Origin of the sequence: Nonomuraea sp. NPDC049625 (assembly GCF_040675285.1) — a bacterium.
Lineage (GTDB): Bacteria > Actinomycetota > Actinomycetes > Streptosporangiales > Streptosporangiaceae > Nonomuraea > Nonomuraea angiospora_A.
Genome location: NZ_JBFAOQ010000011.1, coordinates 67,482 through 83,644, shown reverse-complemented (window position 1 = coordinate 83,644; position 16,163 = coordinate 67,482). Strand labels below are relative to the sequence as shown.

At 74.4% G+C, this 16,163-nt stretch carries 6 protein-coding genes; 3 read left to right on the top strand and 3 right to left on the bottom strand.

Annotated features, from left to right (window positions below; translation table 11 throughout):
* Positions 1–4 precede the first annotated feature (4 nt).
* From AB0J87_RS39210 to AB0J87_RS39200, 3 genes are read left to right on the top strand one after another with little or no spacing between them, the layout of a single operon-like run.
* Positions 5–886, top strand: coding sequence for a thiamine pyrophosphate-dependent dehydrogenase E1 component subunit alpha (locus AB0J87_RS39210; RefSeq protein ID WP_363974257.1), 882 nt, complete (start codon positions 5–7; stop codon positions 884–886).
* On the top strand, positions 883–1,935 hold the full coding sequence (locus AB0J87_RS39205; RefSeq protein WP_363974254.1) for a transketolase C-terminal domain-containing protein: 1,053 nt from the start codon (positions 883–885) through the stop codon (positions 1,933–1,935). Before AB0J87_RS39210 ends, AB0J87_RS39205 begins: the two co-directional genes overlap by 4 nt.
* Positions 1,928–3,241 carry a 2-oxo acid dehydrogenase subunit E2 gene (locus tag AB0J87_RS39200; RefSeq protein WP_363974251.1) on the top strand — a complete coding sequence of 438 codons (1,314 nt, stop codon included), beginning with the start codon at positions 1,928–1,930 and terminating at the stop codon, positions 3,239–3,241. Before AB0J87_RS39205 ends, AB0J87_RS39200 begins: the two co-directional genes overlap by 8 nt.
* Here the strand turns inward: AB0J87_RS39200 and AB0J87_RS39195 are convergent.
* The 3 genes from AB0J87_RS39195 to AB0J87_RS39185 are packed head-to-tail and all read right to left on the bottom strand — an operon-like array spanning position 3,212 to position 16,163.
* Complete coding sequence (locus AB0J87_RS39195) at positions 3,212–8,671, bottom strand: amino acid adenylation domain-containing protein (RefSeq protein ID WP_363974248.1); 5,460 nt, start codon at positions 8,669–8,671, stop codon at positions 3,212–3,214. The genes AB0J87_RS39200 and AB0J87_RS39195 overlap by 30 nt on opposite strands.
* The gene (locus AB0J87_RS39190) at positions 8,668–14,685 is read right to left on the bottom strand and encodes an amino acid adenylation domain-containing protein (protein ID WP_363974245.1); all 6,018 of its coding nucleotides are present in this window, start codon (positions 14,683–14,685) and stop codon (positions 8,668–8,670) included. Before AB0J87_RS39190 ends, AB0J87_RS39195 begins: the two co-directional genes overlap by 4 nt.
* Positions 14,682–16,163 (bottom strand): condensation domain-containing protein, encoded by a 1,482-nt coding sequence (locus AB0J87_RS39185; RefSeq protein ID WP_363974242.1) that lies wholly within the window; start codon positions 16,161–16,163, stop codon positions 14,682–14,684. Before AB0J87_RS39185 ends, AB0J87_RS39190 begins: the two co-directional genes overlap by 4 nt.

Here is a 16,163-nt window from a genome sequence, read left to right as displayed (position 1 = left end):
CTCAATGGACAAACTCTCTGACGACGACCTGGCGCTGTTACTGCTGATCCGATTCTTCGAGCTGAAGCTGCTCTCGCTCTTCGAGCGCGGCGAGCTCAACGGCACCACCCACACCTGCCTCGGCCAGGAGTACGTCCCCGTCTCCCTGCGGACGCTCCTGCGCGAGAGCGACTGGATCTTCAGCAACCACCGGGGCCATGGCCACTATCTGGCCAGGTTCGAGGACCCGGAGGGGCTGCTGGCCGAGATCATGGGCCGGAAGGGGGCGATCTGCGACGGCGTCGGCGGCAGCCAGCACCTCAAGCGCGGCCGCTACCTGTCCACCGGCGTGCAGGGCCAGAGCCTGCCCGTGGCGGCCGGGGTCGCGTTGCGGCTGAAGCGGCACGAGCCGGGCGCGCTGGCGTGCGTCTACATCGGCGACGGCACCTGGGGCGAGGGAGCCGTGTACGAGGCGCTCAACCTGGCCCAGCTCTGGCGGCTCCCGCTCCTGGTCGTGGTCGAGCACAACGGCATCGCCCAGTCCACGCCGACGGGGCTGCAGATGGCGGGCACGGTGGAGGGGCGGGCGCGGGCGTTCGGCGTGGCGCACAAGCGGGTGGATATCGCGGAAATTCACGAAATCCGCACCCAGCTGGCGCCGCTCGTCGACCGGGTACGGACGGAGTCACTCCCGCTGGTCGTGGAGTTCGCCACCCATCGCCTCGGCCCCCACAGCAAGGGCGACGACACCCGGCCGCCGGACTTCCCCCGCTTCGACTGGTACGCCGCCTACCAGGCCGCGCACCCCGTACAGTCCGCCGGGATCGAGGCGGAGGCCCGTACCCGGATCGACCGGATCGCGGCCGAGGTCGCCGCCCGGCCGCCATCCGTCTGGACGCCGGCGTGACGGTCGGCGGGGTGCCCGCGGGCAGGGTGCGGGTCGGTGAGAACCTCAACCGCGCGCTGCACGGGCTCCTCGAGGACGACCCCTCCGTGTACGTCCTGGGCGAGGACCTCCTCGACCCCTACGGCGGCGCCTTCAAGATCACCAAGGGCCTGTCCGCCCGCTTCCCCGGCCGCGTGCTCACCACCCCGCTCAGCGAGGGCGCCATCGTCGGCGCGGCCTCGGGGCTGGCGCTGGCGGGCGGCAAGGCGGTCGTGGAGATCATGTTCGCCGACTTCGTGGCACTCGCCTTTGACCAGATCCTCAACTTCGCCGGCAAATCCGTCACCATGTACGGGACCCGCGTACCCCTCCCGCTGGTGATCCGGTGCCCGTCCGGCGGCCACCGCGGCTACGGCCCCACCCACAGCCAGAGCCCGCAGAAGCACTTCATCGGGATCCCCGGGCTGTCGCTGTTCGAGATGTCGCCCTTCCACGACAACCGGGCCGTGCTCGACCGCATGCTGGCGCTGGGCGAGCCGTGCCTGCTGTTCGAGGACAAGGTGCTGTACACGCGGCGGATGTACGAGGTGGACGAGCTGTTCACGTGGGAGCTGGTGGGCGACGTGGCGGTGGTCCGCCTCGACACCGGGGGACCCGGCGGCCTCGACATCCCCTCCGGCGATCTCGACTACGTGCTGATCACCCCCGGCGGGGTCGCCCACCGCGCGCTGGCCGCCATGCGAACCCTGCTGCTCGACCACGACCTGACCGGCGTCCTGATGGTCCCCTCGCGCCTGTACCCCTTCGACCCGTCGGAGCTGCTGCCGCTGCTCGGGCGGGCGCCGCTGGTGTGCGTGGCCGAGGACGGCAGCGCGGGCGGCACCTGGGGCGACCACGTGGCCGCCGACCTGCACACCCGCCTCTGGGGCCGCCTGCGGCGCCCGGTCCGGCTGGTCAGCTCGGCGGACAGCGTGATCCCCACGGCCGCCCACCTGGAGCGCGAGGTGCTCGTCCAGGACTCCACGATCCGCCGTGCCGTGCTGGAAGGGCTGGAGGGGCTGGATGGCTGAGATCCGGGTGCCGAAGCTGAACACCAACGACTCGGCGTACGTGCTGCTGGAATGGCTGGTGGCGGATGGCGCGCCGGTGCGGGGGGATGACGTGGTGGCGTCGGTGGAGACGTCCAAGACGGTGGAGGAGCTGGTCAGCGGGCACGACGGGATCCTGGTCCAGCTGATCCCGGCGGGCGCCGACTGCACCCCGGGCCAGCCCATCGCCCACATCACCCCCCACCCCGCACCACCCCCCACCCCACCTCCACCCACCCCCGCCCCGCTTTCGCCCACGCCCACGCCCGCGTGCGCCCCGCCTTCGTTCGCGCTTCCCTCGGCCGTGCCCTCGCCCGCCTCGGGCGCGCTTGCGGCGGTCTCCGGTGACGGCCTGCCCGCCAAAGCGCCGCTGATCACGGCGCCCGCGCAGGCGCTCATCGACGAGCTGGGCATCGACCCCGCCCGGGTGCGCGACCTGCCCGTGAAGGTGGTGCGGCGCGCCGACGTCGAGCGCCTGGCCGCAGCGGGCTCACCTCCGCCCCGCCCGCCGGCGTCGCCTACCGTCGAAGGACCCTCGCCGTCCGCGGAGGCCTCCGTCGCGGAGACGCCCCCACCGCCCGTGCCCGCTGCCTCGCCCACCGCGGTGCCGCCCGCCTCCGTCGCGGCGGTCGGGGGGAGTGTGCGGGGGTTGAGCGGGAACCAGCAGGCCGTCGGAAGGACGGTGAGCCTTTCGCATCGGACGATCCCCGCCGCCTACACCGCCATCAAAGTGGACGTGGGCAAGGCCACCACAACCGCCCGCGACCTCACCAAGCGCCTGCGCAAGCTCGTCGGCCTGCCCGACCTCCTCATCGCCGCCGTCGCCCGCCTGCACCAGGACTTCCCGCTGTGCTTCGCCACCCTCATGGACGAGGGCACGGCCGCCGTCCCCGACGCCCCCAACGTGGGCGTCACGATCGATCTCGGCACCGGCCTGTACGTGCCGGTCATCCGGGACGCCCACGGCAAGGGGATCGAGGAGATCGCCGGGGAACTGGCCGGGTTCCGGCGGCTGGCCCAGCGCGGCGGGTTCAGGCAGGAGCACTTCGACGGCGGCAACATCGTCGTCACCCTGCACCACGACCGCGACATCGTCATGGCCATCCCCATCGTCTTCCCGGGCCAGGCGTGCGCCCTCGCGCTCACCTCGCCGCAGCGGGAAGGCGAGCGCACGGTGGCGGTGATCGGGCTGGCCTACGACCATCGGCTGGTCAACGGCAGGGACGCCGTCCTGTTCCTCCAGGCGCTCAAGGAAGCGCTAGAGGCGGCGTCGTTCGAGGGACTGTAGGCCGACCAGGTCGTCGGGGGCGGCGTCGGCGGCGTCGTCCACCAGGGACGGCAGCCGGGACCGGAGCGCCACGACCGCCAGCACCGCCATCGCGACCGCGAACAGGACGTACATCAATCCCACACCCCGCCCCGCCCCCGTCCCGATCAGCGCGCCGACGGTCGAGGCGAGCGGCCCGTCCGGGGCGAGCAGCGGGTCGAACACCGCCGCCCCGTACGGCGCCACGAGCCCGAACCCCAGCGGCAGCGTCGACCAGGCGATCAGCGTGTTCAGCGCGAACACCCGCCCGTGGAAGCGCTGCGGCACCTTCACCTGCACGATCGTGGCGTAGACCCCGTTGAGCAGCGTCACCCACAACGACATCCCGAACGCCCCGACCCCGATCGTCACCAGATCCGCCCGCAACCCCGTGACCAGGCAGAACGCGGCCAGCGCGAGCGTGCACCAGAGCACCGCCCGCATCCGCCCGTGACCGGGCCCGCCCCACACCGTCATGGCCAGGCCGCCGAGCAGCACCCCGAGCCCCGACAGGAACGAGATCCGCCCCACGTCCTGCAGCCCCGCGAACGACAGCACCAGCGGCGAGATCATCAGGAAGAGCGGCGACAGGAACACGTTCAGGACCGCGAAGAACAGCAGCATCCGCCGGAACCCGAGCTGCCCCCACGAATACCGGAACCCGGCCACCAGCTCCGTCATGACCGGCTCCTTGCGTCGCCAGGCCATCGTCCGAGGGAAGCGCACCAGCAGCGTCACGGCGATCGCGAACACGTAGCTGATCACGTCCAGGACCAGGATGCCCCCGAGCCCGACGACCGCCATCAGCCCGGCGGCCGCCAGCGGCACGATGAGCTGCGTCATCCCCCCTGCCATCTGCACGATGCCGTTCGCGTGGCCGAGGTGCCGCTTGGGCACGAGCTGCGGCACCGCCGAGCTGTAGGCGAGGCGCTGGAACGTGAGCGCCACCGACAGCAGCGCGAGCAGCGGGTAGATGTGCCAGGTCTGCAGGTTGCCCGTCCACAGCAGCACGCCGAGCAGGAGCTGCGTCCCGAAGGCGGCGAAGTCGCCGCCGAGCATCACGGTACGGCGGTCGCTGCGGTCCACGATGGCGCCCGCCAGCGGGGCCACCACCATGCCCGGCACCAGGCCGAGGACGGCGAGCAGGGCGAACTGGGCCAGGGAGCCGGTGGTGAGGTAGATCCAGAGGGGAATGGCGAACTCGGTCAGCGCCGAGCCCATGATCGACACCAGCTGGCCCCCGGCCACGACCAGGAACCGCCGCATGCTGGGTTGCGGCCCCGCGAGCGGCCCTGCGGGCGGGATCCGAGCCGGGGTCGGGCCGGTGGCGGGGACCGGCCGAGCGAATGGGGCCGGAGCCGGGGGAGTGGCGGGGACGGGGCGTGCGGATGGGGTTGCCGCCGGAGCTGCCGTTGGCGGAGCGGATGGGACTGTGGCCGGGGGCGATGAGGTGAGGTGGGAGGTGTCGTGCAGGCGCCAGTTCGGGCCCGAGAGCGGCTCGCCCGTGTCCAGGGCGAGGTGGGTGCGGGTGACGATCTCGGCCAGCTCCTGCGCCCGATATTTCAGGAAAAAGTGTCCGGCCTCATCCAACTCCACCACGGCGGCCGTCGGACTCAGGAAGTGCCACTCGCGATACCGCTCCTCGAAATACTCGGTGGCCGGATCCCGCTCGCCCGCCACACTGATCACCGGCGCCCGCAACGGCTCCACCGCGCTCTCGAACAGCCCGGTGAAATACTCCTCCGCCGCCTCGGTGTCCTCGCGCATGTTCCTGATGATGTGCCGCGCCTGCCCCGGATCGAGCTCGCTCATGTCGAGCCCCATCGAGGTCAGCCAGTTGGCGTAGCTGCGGTCGCTGCGCAGGTACTCCCGCCGCGCCAGCCGGGACAGCGCCGCCAGCACCCGGTTCCCCGGCCGGGCGAACGGGAAGATCGCCCCGATGTAGACCGCTTCGAGCCGCCGCCCGGCCGCCTCCAGCCGCCGCGCGATCGCGACCGTCAGCGCCGACCCGACCCCGCAGTGCCCGTACAGCGCGAGCGGCCCCCGTACCTTCTCCAGGATCTCCCGCACGCACCGGTCGGCCACCTCCTCCAGGGGCAGCCGGTCCTCGTCCAGCCCCACGTCATGCCCGGGGATCGCGACCGCCCACAGCGCGTGCGTGGCGGGCAGCGCGTCGGCCAGCGGCTGGTAGGCCACCGCGGCGCCCCCGCCGTACGGGACGCACACGTACGTGAGCTCGGCATGGACGCGGCGCGGCGTCAGCTCGTGCAGCAGCCCGCGCGGCCCGGCGGCGCCGCCGTCGGCGAACGCCGCCAGCTCGCGCACCGTCGGATGCTTGAACAGGTCCACCACCGCGACCGGCGACGGGAGCCGCCTGCGCAGGCGCGCCACGACCTTGATGGCCAGCAGCGAGTGCCCGCCGACGTCGAAGAAGTCGTCGTCGATGCCGAAGTCCGCCCCGTCGAGCACCTCCGCCCAGACGGCGCTCACCAGGCGCTCGGTGTCCGTCTCCGGCGCGGTGCGCGTTCCGGCCGGAGCGGCCGAGGGAGCGGGCAGGCGGCGGCGGTCCACCTTGCCGTTGGCCGTGAGGGGGAGGCTCGGGAGGGCGACGAAACGGGCGGGGATCATGTACGCGGGCAGCGTCTCGGCGAGGTGGGCGCGCAGGCGCACCGGGTCCGGGTGCGGCGTGACCACGTACGCGACGAGCTGCGCCCCCGTGCCCCGCCCGTCGGTCGTGACCACGCACTCGGTCACGTCGGGGTGGCGGGCGAGATGGGTCTCGATCTCGCCGAGTTCGATCCGGTAGCCGCGGATCTTGACCTGCGCGTCGGCCCGGCCGAGGAACTCGATGACACCGTCGGCGGCGTACCGGCCGAGGTCGCCCGTGCGGTAGAGGCGCTCGCCGGTGCGGGGGTGGGTGCGGAAGGAGGCGGCCGTCCGCTCGGGGTCGCGCCAGTAGCCGGTGGCCACGCCCGCGCCGCCGATGTACAGGTCGCCGGGCACGCCGACGGGGGTGTCCCGCAGCCCGGGGCCGAGGATGTGGAACGTCTGGTTGGCCAGGGGACGGCCGTACGGGATGGAGGTCCAGGACGGGTCCACCCGGCCGATCGGGTACGAGATGGACCAGATCGACCCCTCGGTGGCGCCGCCCAGGCTGATGACCTCGGCGTCCGGGGCGAGGGCGCGGATGCGGTCGGGGAGCGTCAGCGGGATCCAGTCGCCCGACAGCAGGACCAGGCGCAGGGAGCCGAGGTCGGTGCCCTCGTGCTCGGCGTGGTCCACCAGGAGCTCCATGAGGGCGGGCACGGAGTTCCAGACGGTGACGCGTTCCCGCTCCACGAGGCGGGCCCAGGCGGCGGGGTCCTTGTCGGCGGCCGGGTCGCCCATGACGAGGGTCGCGCCGACGGCCGCCGCGCCGTAGACGTCGTACACGGACAGGTCGAAGCTCAGGGCCGAGAGCGCGAGGAAGCGGTCGGCGGGGCCGACGCGGAAGCGCTGGTTGAGGTCGCGGACGGTGTTCAGGGCGGCCCGGTGCTCGATCATCACCCCCTTGGGGGCGCCGGTGGAGCCGGAGGTGAAGATCACGTACGCGAGGTCGGCGGGGGAGGCCGGGCAGTCGAAGGGCGGGGCGTCCGCGTCCGGGAGCACCGCGAGCCGGGTCACGCCGTCCGGCCAGGACAGGTCCAGCCAGGGCTGGGTGACGGCGATCGCGCATCCGCCGCGCTCGATCAGCTCGAAGCGCCGCCGGTCGGGCAGGTCGGCGTCGATCGGCAGGTACGCCGCCCCGGCCGCGTTGATCGCCAGCACCGCGACGACCTGCTCCCAGCCCCGCTCCATCACGACGGCCACCAACTGTCCCGGCCCGGCCCCGGCGGTCCTGAGCTCGGCGGCCAGCGCCCGCACCCGGCGGCGCAGCTCCCCGTACGTGATCTCGCCCCCGGGATGCCGCACCGCCACGGCCCCGCTCTCCGCACCGGTCATGACCGGCTCGTGCAGCAGTCCCGGCGGGCCGAGGTCGACGGCGGTGTCGTTCCAGCGCCGCCGCTCGTCCAGCTCCTGCGGCGTCAGCAGCTCCAGCTCCGACACCGGCGCCGCCGGATCGGCCGCCATCCCTTCCAGCAGCGTGGCCAGATGCCCGGCCATGCGCTCGATCCGCTCGGCGGAGAACAGCGCGGTGTTGTAGACGAACAGGAACGCCCCGCCGCCCCCGGTGTAGAGCTCCAGGTCGAACCGGGTCGCCCACACCCCCGGCTCGAACCCCTCCAGCGTCAGCGGCCCCGGCTCCGGCTCGCCGCCGTAGTTCTGCATGGCGAGGATGACCTGGAACACCGGAGACCTGGACGGCTCCCGCGCCACGTTCAGCTCCGACACCAGCCGCTCGAACGGCACCTCCTGGTGCGAGTACGCGTCCGTGGCCAGCTCGCGCACCCGTCCCAGCAGTTCCCCGAACGACGGGTCCCCGGACAGGTCCACCCGCATCGCCAGCATGTTGACGAAGCACCCGACCAGGTTGTCCAGCTCGGGCAGCGACCGCCCGGCCACCGGCGAGCCGATCGCCACGTCGTCCTGCCCCGCGTACCGCCCGAGCAGCACCGCGAAGGCCGCCAGCAGCACCATGTACGGCGTCGCGCCATGCTCCCTGCCCAGCCGGTCCAGCCGCTCGGCCAGCTCGGGGGCGATCGCGAAGTGGTGCGCCGCCCCGGCGTAGGTCAGCTCGGGCGGCCGCGGCGCGTCGGCCGGCAGCTCCAGCGGTTCCAGCCCGGCCAGCCGGTCGCGCCAGTAGCCGACGTCGCCGTCCGCGCGTTCGCGCTGCCAGGCGGCGAAGTCCCCGTACGTGACGGGCAGTTCGGGCGCGGTCCCGCCGGTGCAGAACGCCAGGATCTCGCGCAGCAGGAGGTTCGCCGACCAGCCGTCGGCCGCGATGTGGTGCACGGCCAGCGCCAGCACGTGGTCGTCGGGCGCCAGCCGTACCAGCAGCGCTCTCATGACCGGGCCCGCCACCAGGTCGAACGGCTCCGCCAGGAACGGCCCCACCAGCTCCCTGGCCGCCTGCGCCGACCCGGCCTCGGCGACGGTCAGCGGGACCTCGGTCTCGTCCGACACCAGCACGTCTGGCTGCCCGTCCGCGCCGGCGGGGAAGCGGGTGCGCAGCGGCTGGTGGCGTTCGCAGACCCTGCGCAGCGCCGCCGCCAGGACGTCGGGCTGGAGAGGCCCGCGTACCCGTCGCACCAGCGGGATCGTGTAGGCGGCGTTCCCGGGGGCGTACTGCTCCATGAACCACAGCCGCTCCTGCGCGTACGACAGGGGCGGGGGCCGGTCGGCGGGCAGCGCGGGGATGGCCGGCCGCGATCCGCCGCGCCTGCGGAGCCGCTGGGTGAGCAGCGCCCGCTGGGCCTGCGTCAACTCGGTCATGGGCCTTCCTCCGTCAGTCTCATGACCTGCTCGTCGGACAGCCCCGCCACCTCGGCCACCAGCGCCTCCTCGACGGCCTGCGCCAGCGCCGCCACGGTACGGCGGTCGAACAGCGTGCGGATCGGCAGATCCACCCCCGCCAGGGCGCGCAACCGGGCGGCCACCCGGATGGCGAGCAGCGAGTGGCCGCCGAGAGCGAAGAAGTCGTCGAACGCGCCGATCTTGTCCGCGCCCAGCACCTCCGCCCAGACGTCGGCCACCAACTCCTCGGCGTCCGTCCTGGGCGGCGTGTCGTCGCTCCCGACCGGGGCGTCCGGCTCGGGGAGCGCGGCCCGGTCGAGCTTGCCGTTGCGAGTGAGGGGCAGCGCGTCGAGCAGCACCCAGTGCGCGGGCACGAGGTACGGCGGCAGCGCCCGCGCGACATGCTCGGCCAGGCCCCCGGCGCTGGTCTCCCCACGCGATACCACGTACGCCACCAGGTCGCCCTCTCGCGCGAGCACGGCCGCCTGCCGGACGTCGGGATGGGCGAGCAGGCAGTGCTCGACCTCGCCCGGCTCGACGCGGAACCCGCGCACCTTGACCTGGGCGTCCAGGCGCCCGAGGAACTCCAACCGGCCGTCGCGCCGCAGCCGCACCCGGTCGCCCGTCCGGAAGTAGCGGCCCTCCGGCAGGGTCACGAACGGCGTGTCGGGAGCGTTGAGGTAGCCGCGGGCCACGCCGGGGCCGCCGACGTACAGCTCACCGGGCGCGCCCGGCGGGGTGGGCGCCCCGTGGCGGTCGAGGACCTGGACGGGAGTCGCCTCCACGGGGCGGCCGATCGGCGGGTGCGGGTCCCCGCCCTCCAGTTCCGCGTACGTGGCGATGATCGTCGCCTCCGTGGGGCCGTACGTGTTGACCAGCCGCACCCGGTCGCCGAAGCGTTCGCGCCAGCGGGCCACGGCCTGCGCGCGCACCTGCTCGCCGCCGAGGATCACCAGGCGGAGCCCGTCCGGCCAGGGGATCTCGTCGATCAGGTCCACCAGGTGGTGGAAGTAGGCGGTGGGCAGGTCGAGCACGGTGACGTCGGGCCGCCGGGCGAGCAGGTCGGGCAGGGTGGCGCCGCCTCCGGGCAGCAGCTCGACCGTGGCGCCCGCGGCCAGCGCCGGGAAGATCTCCTCGGCGTGGGTGTCGAAGCTCAGCGAGGCGAGCTGGACGACGCGGTCGCCGGGACGCAGCCCGTACGCGGAGCGCATCCACCGGACCCGCTCGGCCAGCCCGGCGTGCTCGACGGCGACACCCTTGGGGGTGCCGGTGGAGCCCGAGGTGTAGATCACGTACGCCAGGCCCGGCCGGCGTTCCGCGGAGCCCGGCCCCGGCTCGATCCCCGCCGTGACGACGAGGGACGTCCCCGCGGCCATGGTGCGCAGGCGCTCCGGCGGGTACTCGGGGTCCAGGGGCACGTAGGCGGCGCCCACCTGCCAGATCGCCAGCATGGCCACCACCGCCTCGACCGAGCGGCCCGTCCGGAGCCCGATCAGGTCCCCTTCGCCCGCGCCCCGCCCGGCCAGCTCACCGGCCAGCCGCGCCACCCGCCGCTCCAGCTCGGCGTACGTCACGGCCTCGGCGCCGCAGCTCACGGCCACCTCGCCGGGGTGCGCCGACCCCGACTCGGCGATGAGCCCTCCGACGGTCCCCACCACGCCCGCCGGAGGGCGGTCCAGCGACGCGAGCAGGGCCTCGTCGGACGGCGTCAGCACGGGCAGGCGCGACAGGGGCACCCGCCGGTTGCCCGGGTCGGCCACCCCCCGCAGTACCACCGCGAACCGCTCCGCCAGCTCCGCCACCGTCTCCGCGTCGAACAACCCCGCGTCGTACCCGAACGCCACCCGCAGCCGCCCGGGCGACCGCCACGCCTCCACGGTCAGGTCGAACTTGGCCTGCCGGTACCCGTCGTCGAAGTACGACATCCGCACCGGGCCGAGGCGGTCGCGTTCGCCGTCGGCGGTCTGGCTGTTCAGGGTGAACAGGGTCTGGAACATCGGCTTCCTGGCGAGGTCCCGTTCCACGTCCAGCTCGGCCAGCAGCTGCTCGAACGGCACGTCGTGATGGGCCATCGCGTCCAGGACGGTCCTGCGCGTCCTGGCCAGCAGCTCCTCCAGCGCCGGGTCGCCCGACAGGTCGCCGCGCAGGACGAGCGTGGTGCTGAGGTAGCCGATGAGGGGCTCCAGCTCCACCCGGTCCCGGCCCGCCGTCGGCGACCCGACCAGCACGTCGTCCTGCCCCGTGTGCCGCGACAGCAGGATCTGGTACGCCGCCAGCAGCACCATGAAGAGCGTCACCCGATGCCGGCGAGCCGTCGACTCCAGCTGGGTGAGCAGCTCGCCCGGCACCTCCAGCAGGTGGAAGTCGCCGCGCGTCGCCCCGGGGCGGTGCGGCCGGTCGGTGCGCAGGTCCAGGGTGGGCGGGTCGGCAAGCTGCGCGCGCCAGTAGTCGAGGGCCGCGCCGCGGTCCTGCTCCCGCCGCCACCCGGCGACGTCCCCGTGCTGCACGGCCAGCGGCGCGAGCTCGGCGGTGGCGTACAGGGCGGCCAGGTCGTCCAGGAAGACGGTGATCGACCAGCCGTCGGCCACGATGTGGTGCAGGACGACGCAGAGCACATGGTCGTCCGGGCTGATCCGGACGAGCGTGACGCGCAGCGGCGGTGCGGCGCCCAGGTCGAGCGGGGTGTTCGTGCGGGCGGCGACGAGCGCGCGGGCCTCGGCCTCGTCGCGGGCTTCCAGCCGCTCGATCCTGGCGGGTGCGGGCCGCTCGACCACGGCCACCGGCCGCCCGTCCACCTCGGGGAAGCGGGTCCGCAACGACTCGTGCCTGGCGATCAGGCCGGTCAGGGCCCGCTCCAGCGCCGCCTCGTCGAGCGGGCCCCGGAGCCTGCGCACGATGTACATGTTGTACGAGGCGTCGGAGGGATCCAGGCGGTGCAGGAACCACAGGCGTTCCTGGGCGGGGGAGAGCGGCGGCAGCGTGCCGGCCGGGCGCGGCACGAGGGGGCTGCCCGGCTCGCCCGCGAGCTCGTCCAGCGTCGCGGCGAACCCGGCGACCGTGGGATGCGTGAACAGCTCCCGCAGCGGCGCCGCCGTCCCCGCCGCCGCCAGCCGGGCGATGACCCGGGTGGCCAGCAGCGAGTGGCCGCCGAGCGCGAAGAAGTCGTCGTCCGCGCCGAGGTCGCCGGTGCCCAGCACCTCGGCGAAGATCCGCGCCACCTGCCGCTCCCTGGCGGTGACCGGCGCGCCGCCCCGGCCCGCCGCCGGCCGCGCGGGCTCGGGCAGCGCCAGCCGGTCCACCTTCCCGTTGGGGGTCAGCGGCAGGGCCTCCAGGGGCACGACGACCGAGGGCAGCATGTACGGGGGCAGCCACTCGGCCGCCCGCTCCAGCAGGTCGTCCGGGACGGCGGGCACCACGTAGGCGACCAGGTCGCCGCCCCGCACCACCACGGCGGCCCGGCGCACCCCCGGGTGCCGCTCCAGGGTTGCCTCGATCTCGCCCGGCTCGACCCGGTGCCCCCGCAGCTTGACCTGGCCGTCCCCGCGCCCCAGGAACTCCAGCGTGCCGTCGGCCAGCCACCGCACCCGGTCGCCCGTCCGGTACCACCCGTCCGGGAACGCCTCCGGCGGCTCGCCCGGCGAGCGCAGGTAGCCGAGGGCCACCCCGGCGCCACCGATGACCAGCTCCCCGGGGACGCCGATGGGCGCGGGCGAGCCGGAGCGGTCGAGCACCCGTACCGTGGTGTTCGCCAGCGGCCGCCCGATGCTCACGCGGTCGGGGGAGGGCGGCACCTCCCAGGCGGTGGACCAGATCGTGGTCTCGGTCGGCCCGTACATGTTGAGCAGCCGCCCCACCCGCCTGCGCAGCCGCCTGGCCAGCGCGAGCGGCAGCGCCTCGCCCCCGGCCAGCGCCACCAGCCCCGACGGGTCCAGCCCGGCGGACAGCAGCATGCTCCACCCCGACGGCGTGGCCTGCACGTGGGTGACCCCTGACGCGCCGATCAGCCGGGCCAGCGCCACCCCGTCGCGCACGGCGTCGTCGCCGGCCAGCACCAGCCGCCCGCCCGTCACCAGCGGCAGGTACAGCTCCAGCCCGGCGATGTCGAACGACAGCGCCGTGCTGCCCAGCCACACGTCCTCCGGGCGGGAGCCGAGCAGCCGCTCGATCCCGGCCAGCAGGTTGACCAGCGCGGAGTGCGGCACCGCCACCCCCTTGGGCGTGCCGGTGGAGCCCGAGGTGTGCAGCACGTACGCGGGGGCACCGGCCGCCGCCTGTGATGTGGCGAAGGACGCCTCCGGCGCGGGCTCGATCCGTTCGACGTGCTCGGGCAGGGGTGCCGACGGGCCGGCCAGCGCGACCCGCACGCCCGCCTGGGCGAGCATGGCCGCGACGCGCCCGGCGGGCAGCGCCGGGTCCACCGGCAGGTACGCGGCCCCCGCCATCATGACGCCCAGCAGCGTCCCCGGCAGCTCGGCCGAGCGCGGCAGGCACACCGCCACCACGGACCCCGGCCCCGCCCCGCGCGCACGCAGCCCCGCCGCGACCAGCCGGGCCCGGGCGGCCACCTCGGCATAGGTGCGGGCCTCCCCGGAGCACTCCACCGCCACGACGTCCGGCCGCAGGTCCGCCTGCCGCAGGAACAGGTCCACGACCGTGCCGGACGGGACATCGGCCGCGGTGTCGTTCCAGGAGTCCAGCAGCCGGCGTTCCTCGGGCGGCAGCACCTCCAGCTCGGACACCCGCGCCCCGGGACCGCGGACGACCGAGCCCAGCAGCGCGAGGAACCGCGCCGCCAGCCGCTCCACCGTGCCCGGCGAGAACAGCTCGGCGCTGTAGACGAACGCGCCGCGCAGCCCGCCGCCGTCCGGCCACAGGTCCACGCGCAGGTCCACCATCGCGGGCGGCGTCCCGTGCGGGAACGGTTCGCTCGTCAGCCCGGCGAACGTGGCGGCCTCGCCGTACCCGACGGCCGCGTTGTGCAGCCCGAACATGGTCTGGAACAGCGGCGTGCGGCTGAGGTCGCGTTCGATGTCGAGCGCCGACAGCACCCGCTCGACGGGCGTCTCGCCGTGCGCCATCGCCTCCAGCACGGTCCGGCGGGTGCGCCGCAGCAGCTCCGTGAACGCCGGATCGCCCGACAGGTCGCCCCGCAGCACCAGCGTCGAGGCGAACAGCCCGACCATCGGCTCCAGCTCCGGCCGGCTCCGCCCGGCCGTGGGCGTGCCGACCACGATGTCGTCCTGCCCGGTGTGGCGGGCCAGCAGCGCCTGGTACGCGGCCAGCAGCACCATGAACAGCGTGCACCGCTCCGCCCGGGCCAGCCGCGCCAGCGCGGCCACCAGCCCGGGGTCGAGGTCGAACCAGGTCTCCCCGCCCGCGCTGCCCCGCCGGGCCGGGCGCGGCCGGTCCGCCGGCAGGTCCAGCGGCGCGGCCCCGTCGAGCCTGGCCGTCCAGTGGTCCACGTCCGCGTCGGCCTCGCGCTGCGCGTCGGCGTACTCGGCGTAGGTCGTCGCCAGCTCCGGCAGCCCGGCCGGCGTGCCGTCCAGGCGGGCCGCGTAGCACCTGGCCAGGTCGTCCATGAGCACGTTCAGCGACCAGCCGTCGCCGATGATGTGGTGCAGCACGACGCACAGAACGTGGTCGCCGGGGGAGAGCCGGACCAGCGTGACGCGCAGGGGCGGCGCGGAGCCCAGCTCGAAGGGGGTGTTCGCGCGCTCTTCGAGCAGCCGCGCGGCCTGCTCGGGCGTGTCGAGGTCGACGCGCTCGACCGGTACGGGGCCCGGCGGCTCCACGATCGCGACCGGCTGCCCGTCGTGGTCGGGGAAGCGGGTGCGCAGCGACTCGTGCCGCGCCACCACGTCGCCGAACGCGCCGGTCAGGGCGTCGGCGTCGAGCGGGCCGGAGATCCGCCGCACGACGGCCACCCGGTAGGCCGGGTCGGCCGGGTCGAGCCGGTGCAGGAACCAGAGCCGTTCCTGGCCGAGGGAGATCATGCGCGCAGCTCGCTGACCGCCGCCGCCACCCCGGCGACCGTCGGATCGTCGAGGAACACGTCGAACGGCACCTCGACGCCGAGCCGTTTCCTGATCCGGGCGCCGATCTGGGTGATGGTCAGCGAGTGGCCGCCGAGGTCGTACAGGTCCTCGTCGGGGGCGAGCTCCTCGATCCGCAGGACCTCCATCCAGATCTGGCGTACCTGCTCGACCAGCTCGCCGTCCACCGCCTCCGCCGCGGCGCCCGGTACGGGGGTCTCGACCGGCCCGGGAGCCGGCACCGGCGTGACGGCGGGCAGGGGCAGGTCGGCGAGCCGGAGGCCGGGGTCGGCGGCGAGCACGGCCCGCAGGTGCTCCCCGGCCCGCTCGACGTGCTCGCGCCCGATGACGTCGGGGCTGTGGTGCAGGGTGAGCCGGAGCCCGTCGTCGCCGTCCACGGCCTGCAGGTGCAGGACGTTCCTGACCATGTGATTGGACATCTTCCACTCGGCCATCACGCCCAGCCCCGGGAAGACCACGTCGGCCGCGCGCCGCCGGAAGCTGATCGACACCGGCGCCAGCGCGGGGCGCGGCCGGATGCCGCCCGCCGCCCTGGCCGCGGGGATGTCGCGGAAGCGGTTCAGCTCGCGCAGCCGTGCCCGCAGGTCGTGGGCCAGCTCCGCGAGGGTGGTGTCCGGCGTGGGCGCGGAGTAGAGGGGTAACTCGGTGGCGAACAGGCCGATGTGCTCCCTGGTCTCCGGCCGCCGGGTGGACATGGCGACCGCGACCGCCGGCTCGGCGTTGCCGTACCGGAAGAGCAGGGCGTGCACGGCCGCCAGGAACAGCTCGAACCGCGTGACCCCGACCCCCTCCCATCCCGACATCTCGCCCGTCAGGTCGAGCAGGACCGTCTCGCCGCGGCCGGTCGTCCGCGCGGTCCCGGCCATCCCGTCGATGACCACCGTCGGCCGGTCGCGCCAGTGCTCGTGCCAGTACGCCGTGGCCTCGGGCGGGATCGTGGCGGCGGCCCCGTACGGCATGGGCAGCGGCGGCAGGGGCCCGCCCGAGTACGCCGCCGCCAGGTCACGCACCAGCAGGTCCTTCGACATGCCGTCGAACACCAGGTGGTGCCCCACGAACAGCAGCAGATGCCGCGACGGCCCCACCTCCGCCAGCGTGAACCGCGCCAGCGGCCCCCGCCCCAGGTCGAACGGCCGCGCGATCTCCTCGCGCAGCAGGTCGTCCGCGTCCGCCGCCCCGGCGAACGCGACCGGCGGCCGGTCGGCGGCGGGCACCAGGTGCAGCTCCCCGTCGCGGTCCTCGAACGCGCACCCCAGCACCGGGTGGCGGGCGAGCACCGACTCGCACGCCTTCAGCATCGCCCCCCGGTCCAGCGGGCCGTCGAACCACAGGGCGAACGGCATGTGGTACGCCGTGCCGCCGCCGTGCATCATCTCGGTGATCCACATGCCGTGCTGGGCCTGCGATGCCAGGACCAT

Coding starts and splice junctions, on each gene's coding strand:
- AB0J87_RS39210 (WP_363974257.1), top strand. CDS start 5: ATGGACAAACTCTCTGACGACGACCTGGCGCTGTTACTGCTGATCCGA.
- AB0J87_RS39200 (WP_363974251.1), top strand. CDS start 1,928: ATGGCTGAGATCCGGGTGCCGAAGCTGAACACCAACGACTCGGCGTAC.
- AB0J87_RS39195 (WP_363974248.1), bottom strand. CDS start 8,671: ATGACCGAGTTGACGCAGGCCCAGCGGGCGCTGCTCACCCAGCGGCTC.
- AB0J87_RS39190 (WP_363974245.1), bottom strand. CDS start 14,685: ATGATCTCCCTCGGCCAGGAACGGCTCTGGTTCCTGCACCGGCTCGAC.
- AB0J87_RS39185 (WP_363974242.1), bottom strand. CDS start 16,163: ATGGTCCTGGCATCGCAGGCCCAGCACGGCATGTGGATCACCGAGATG.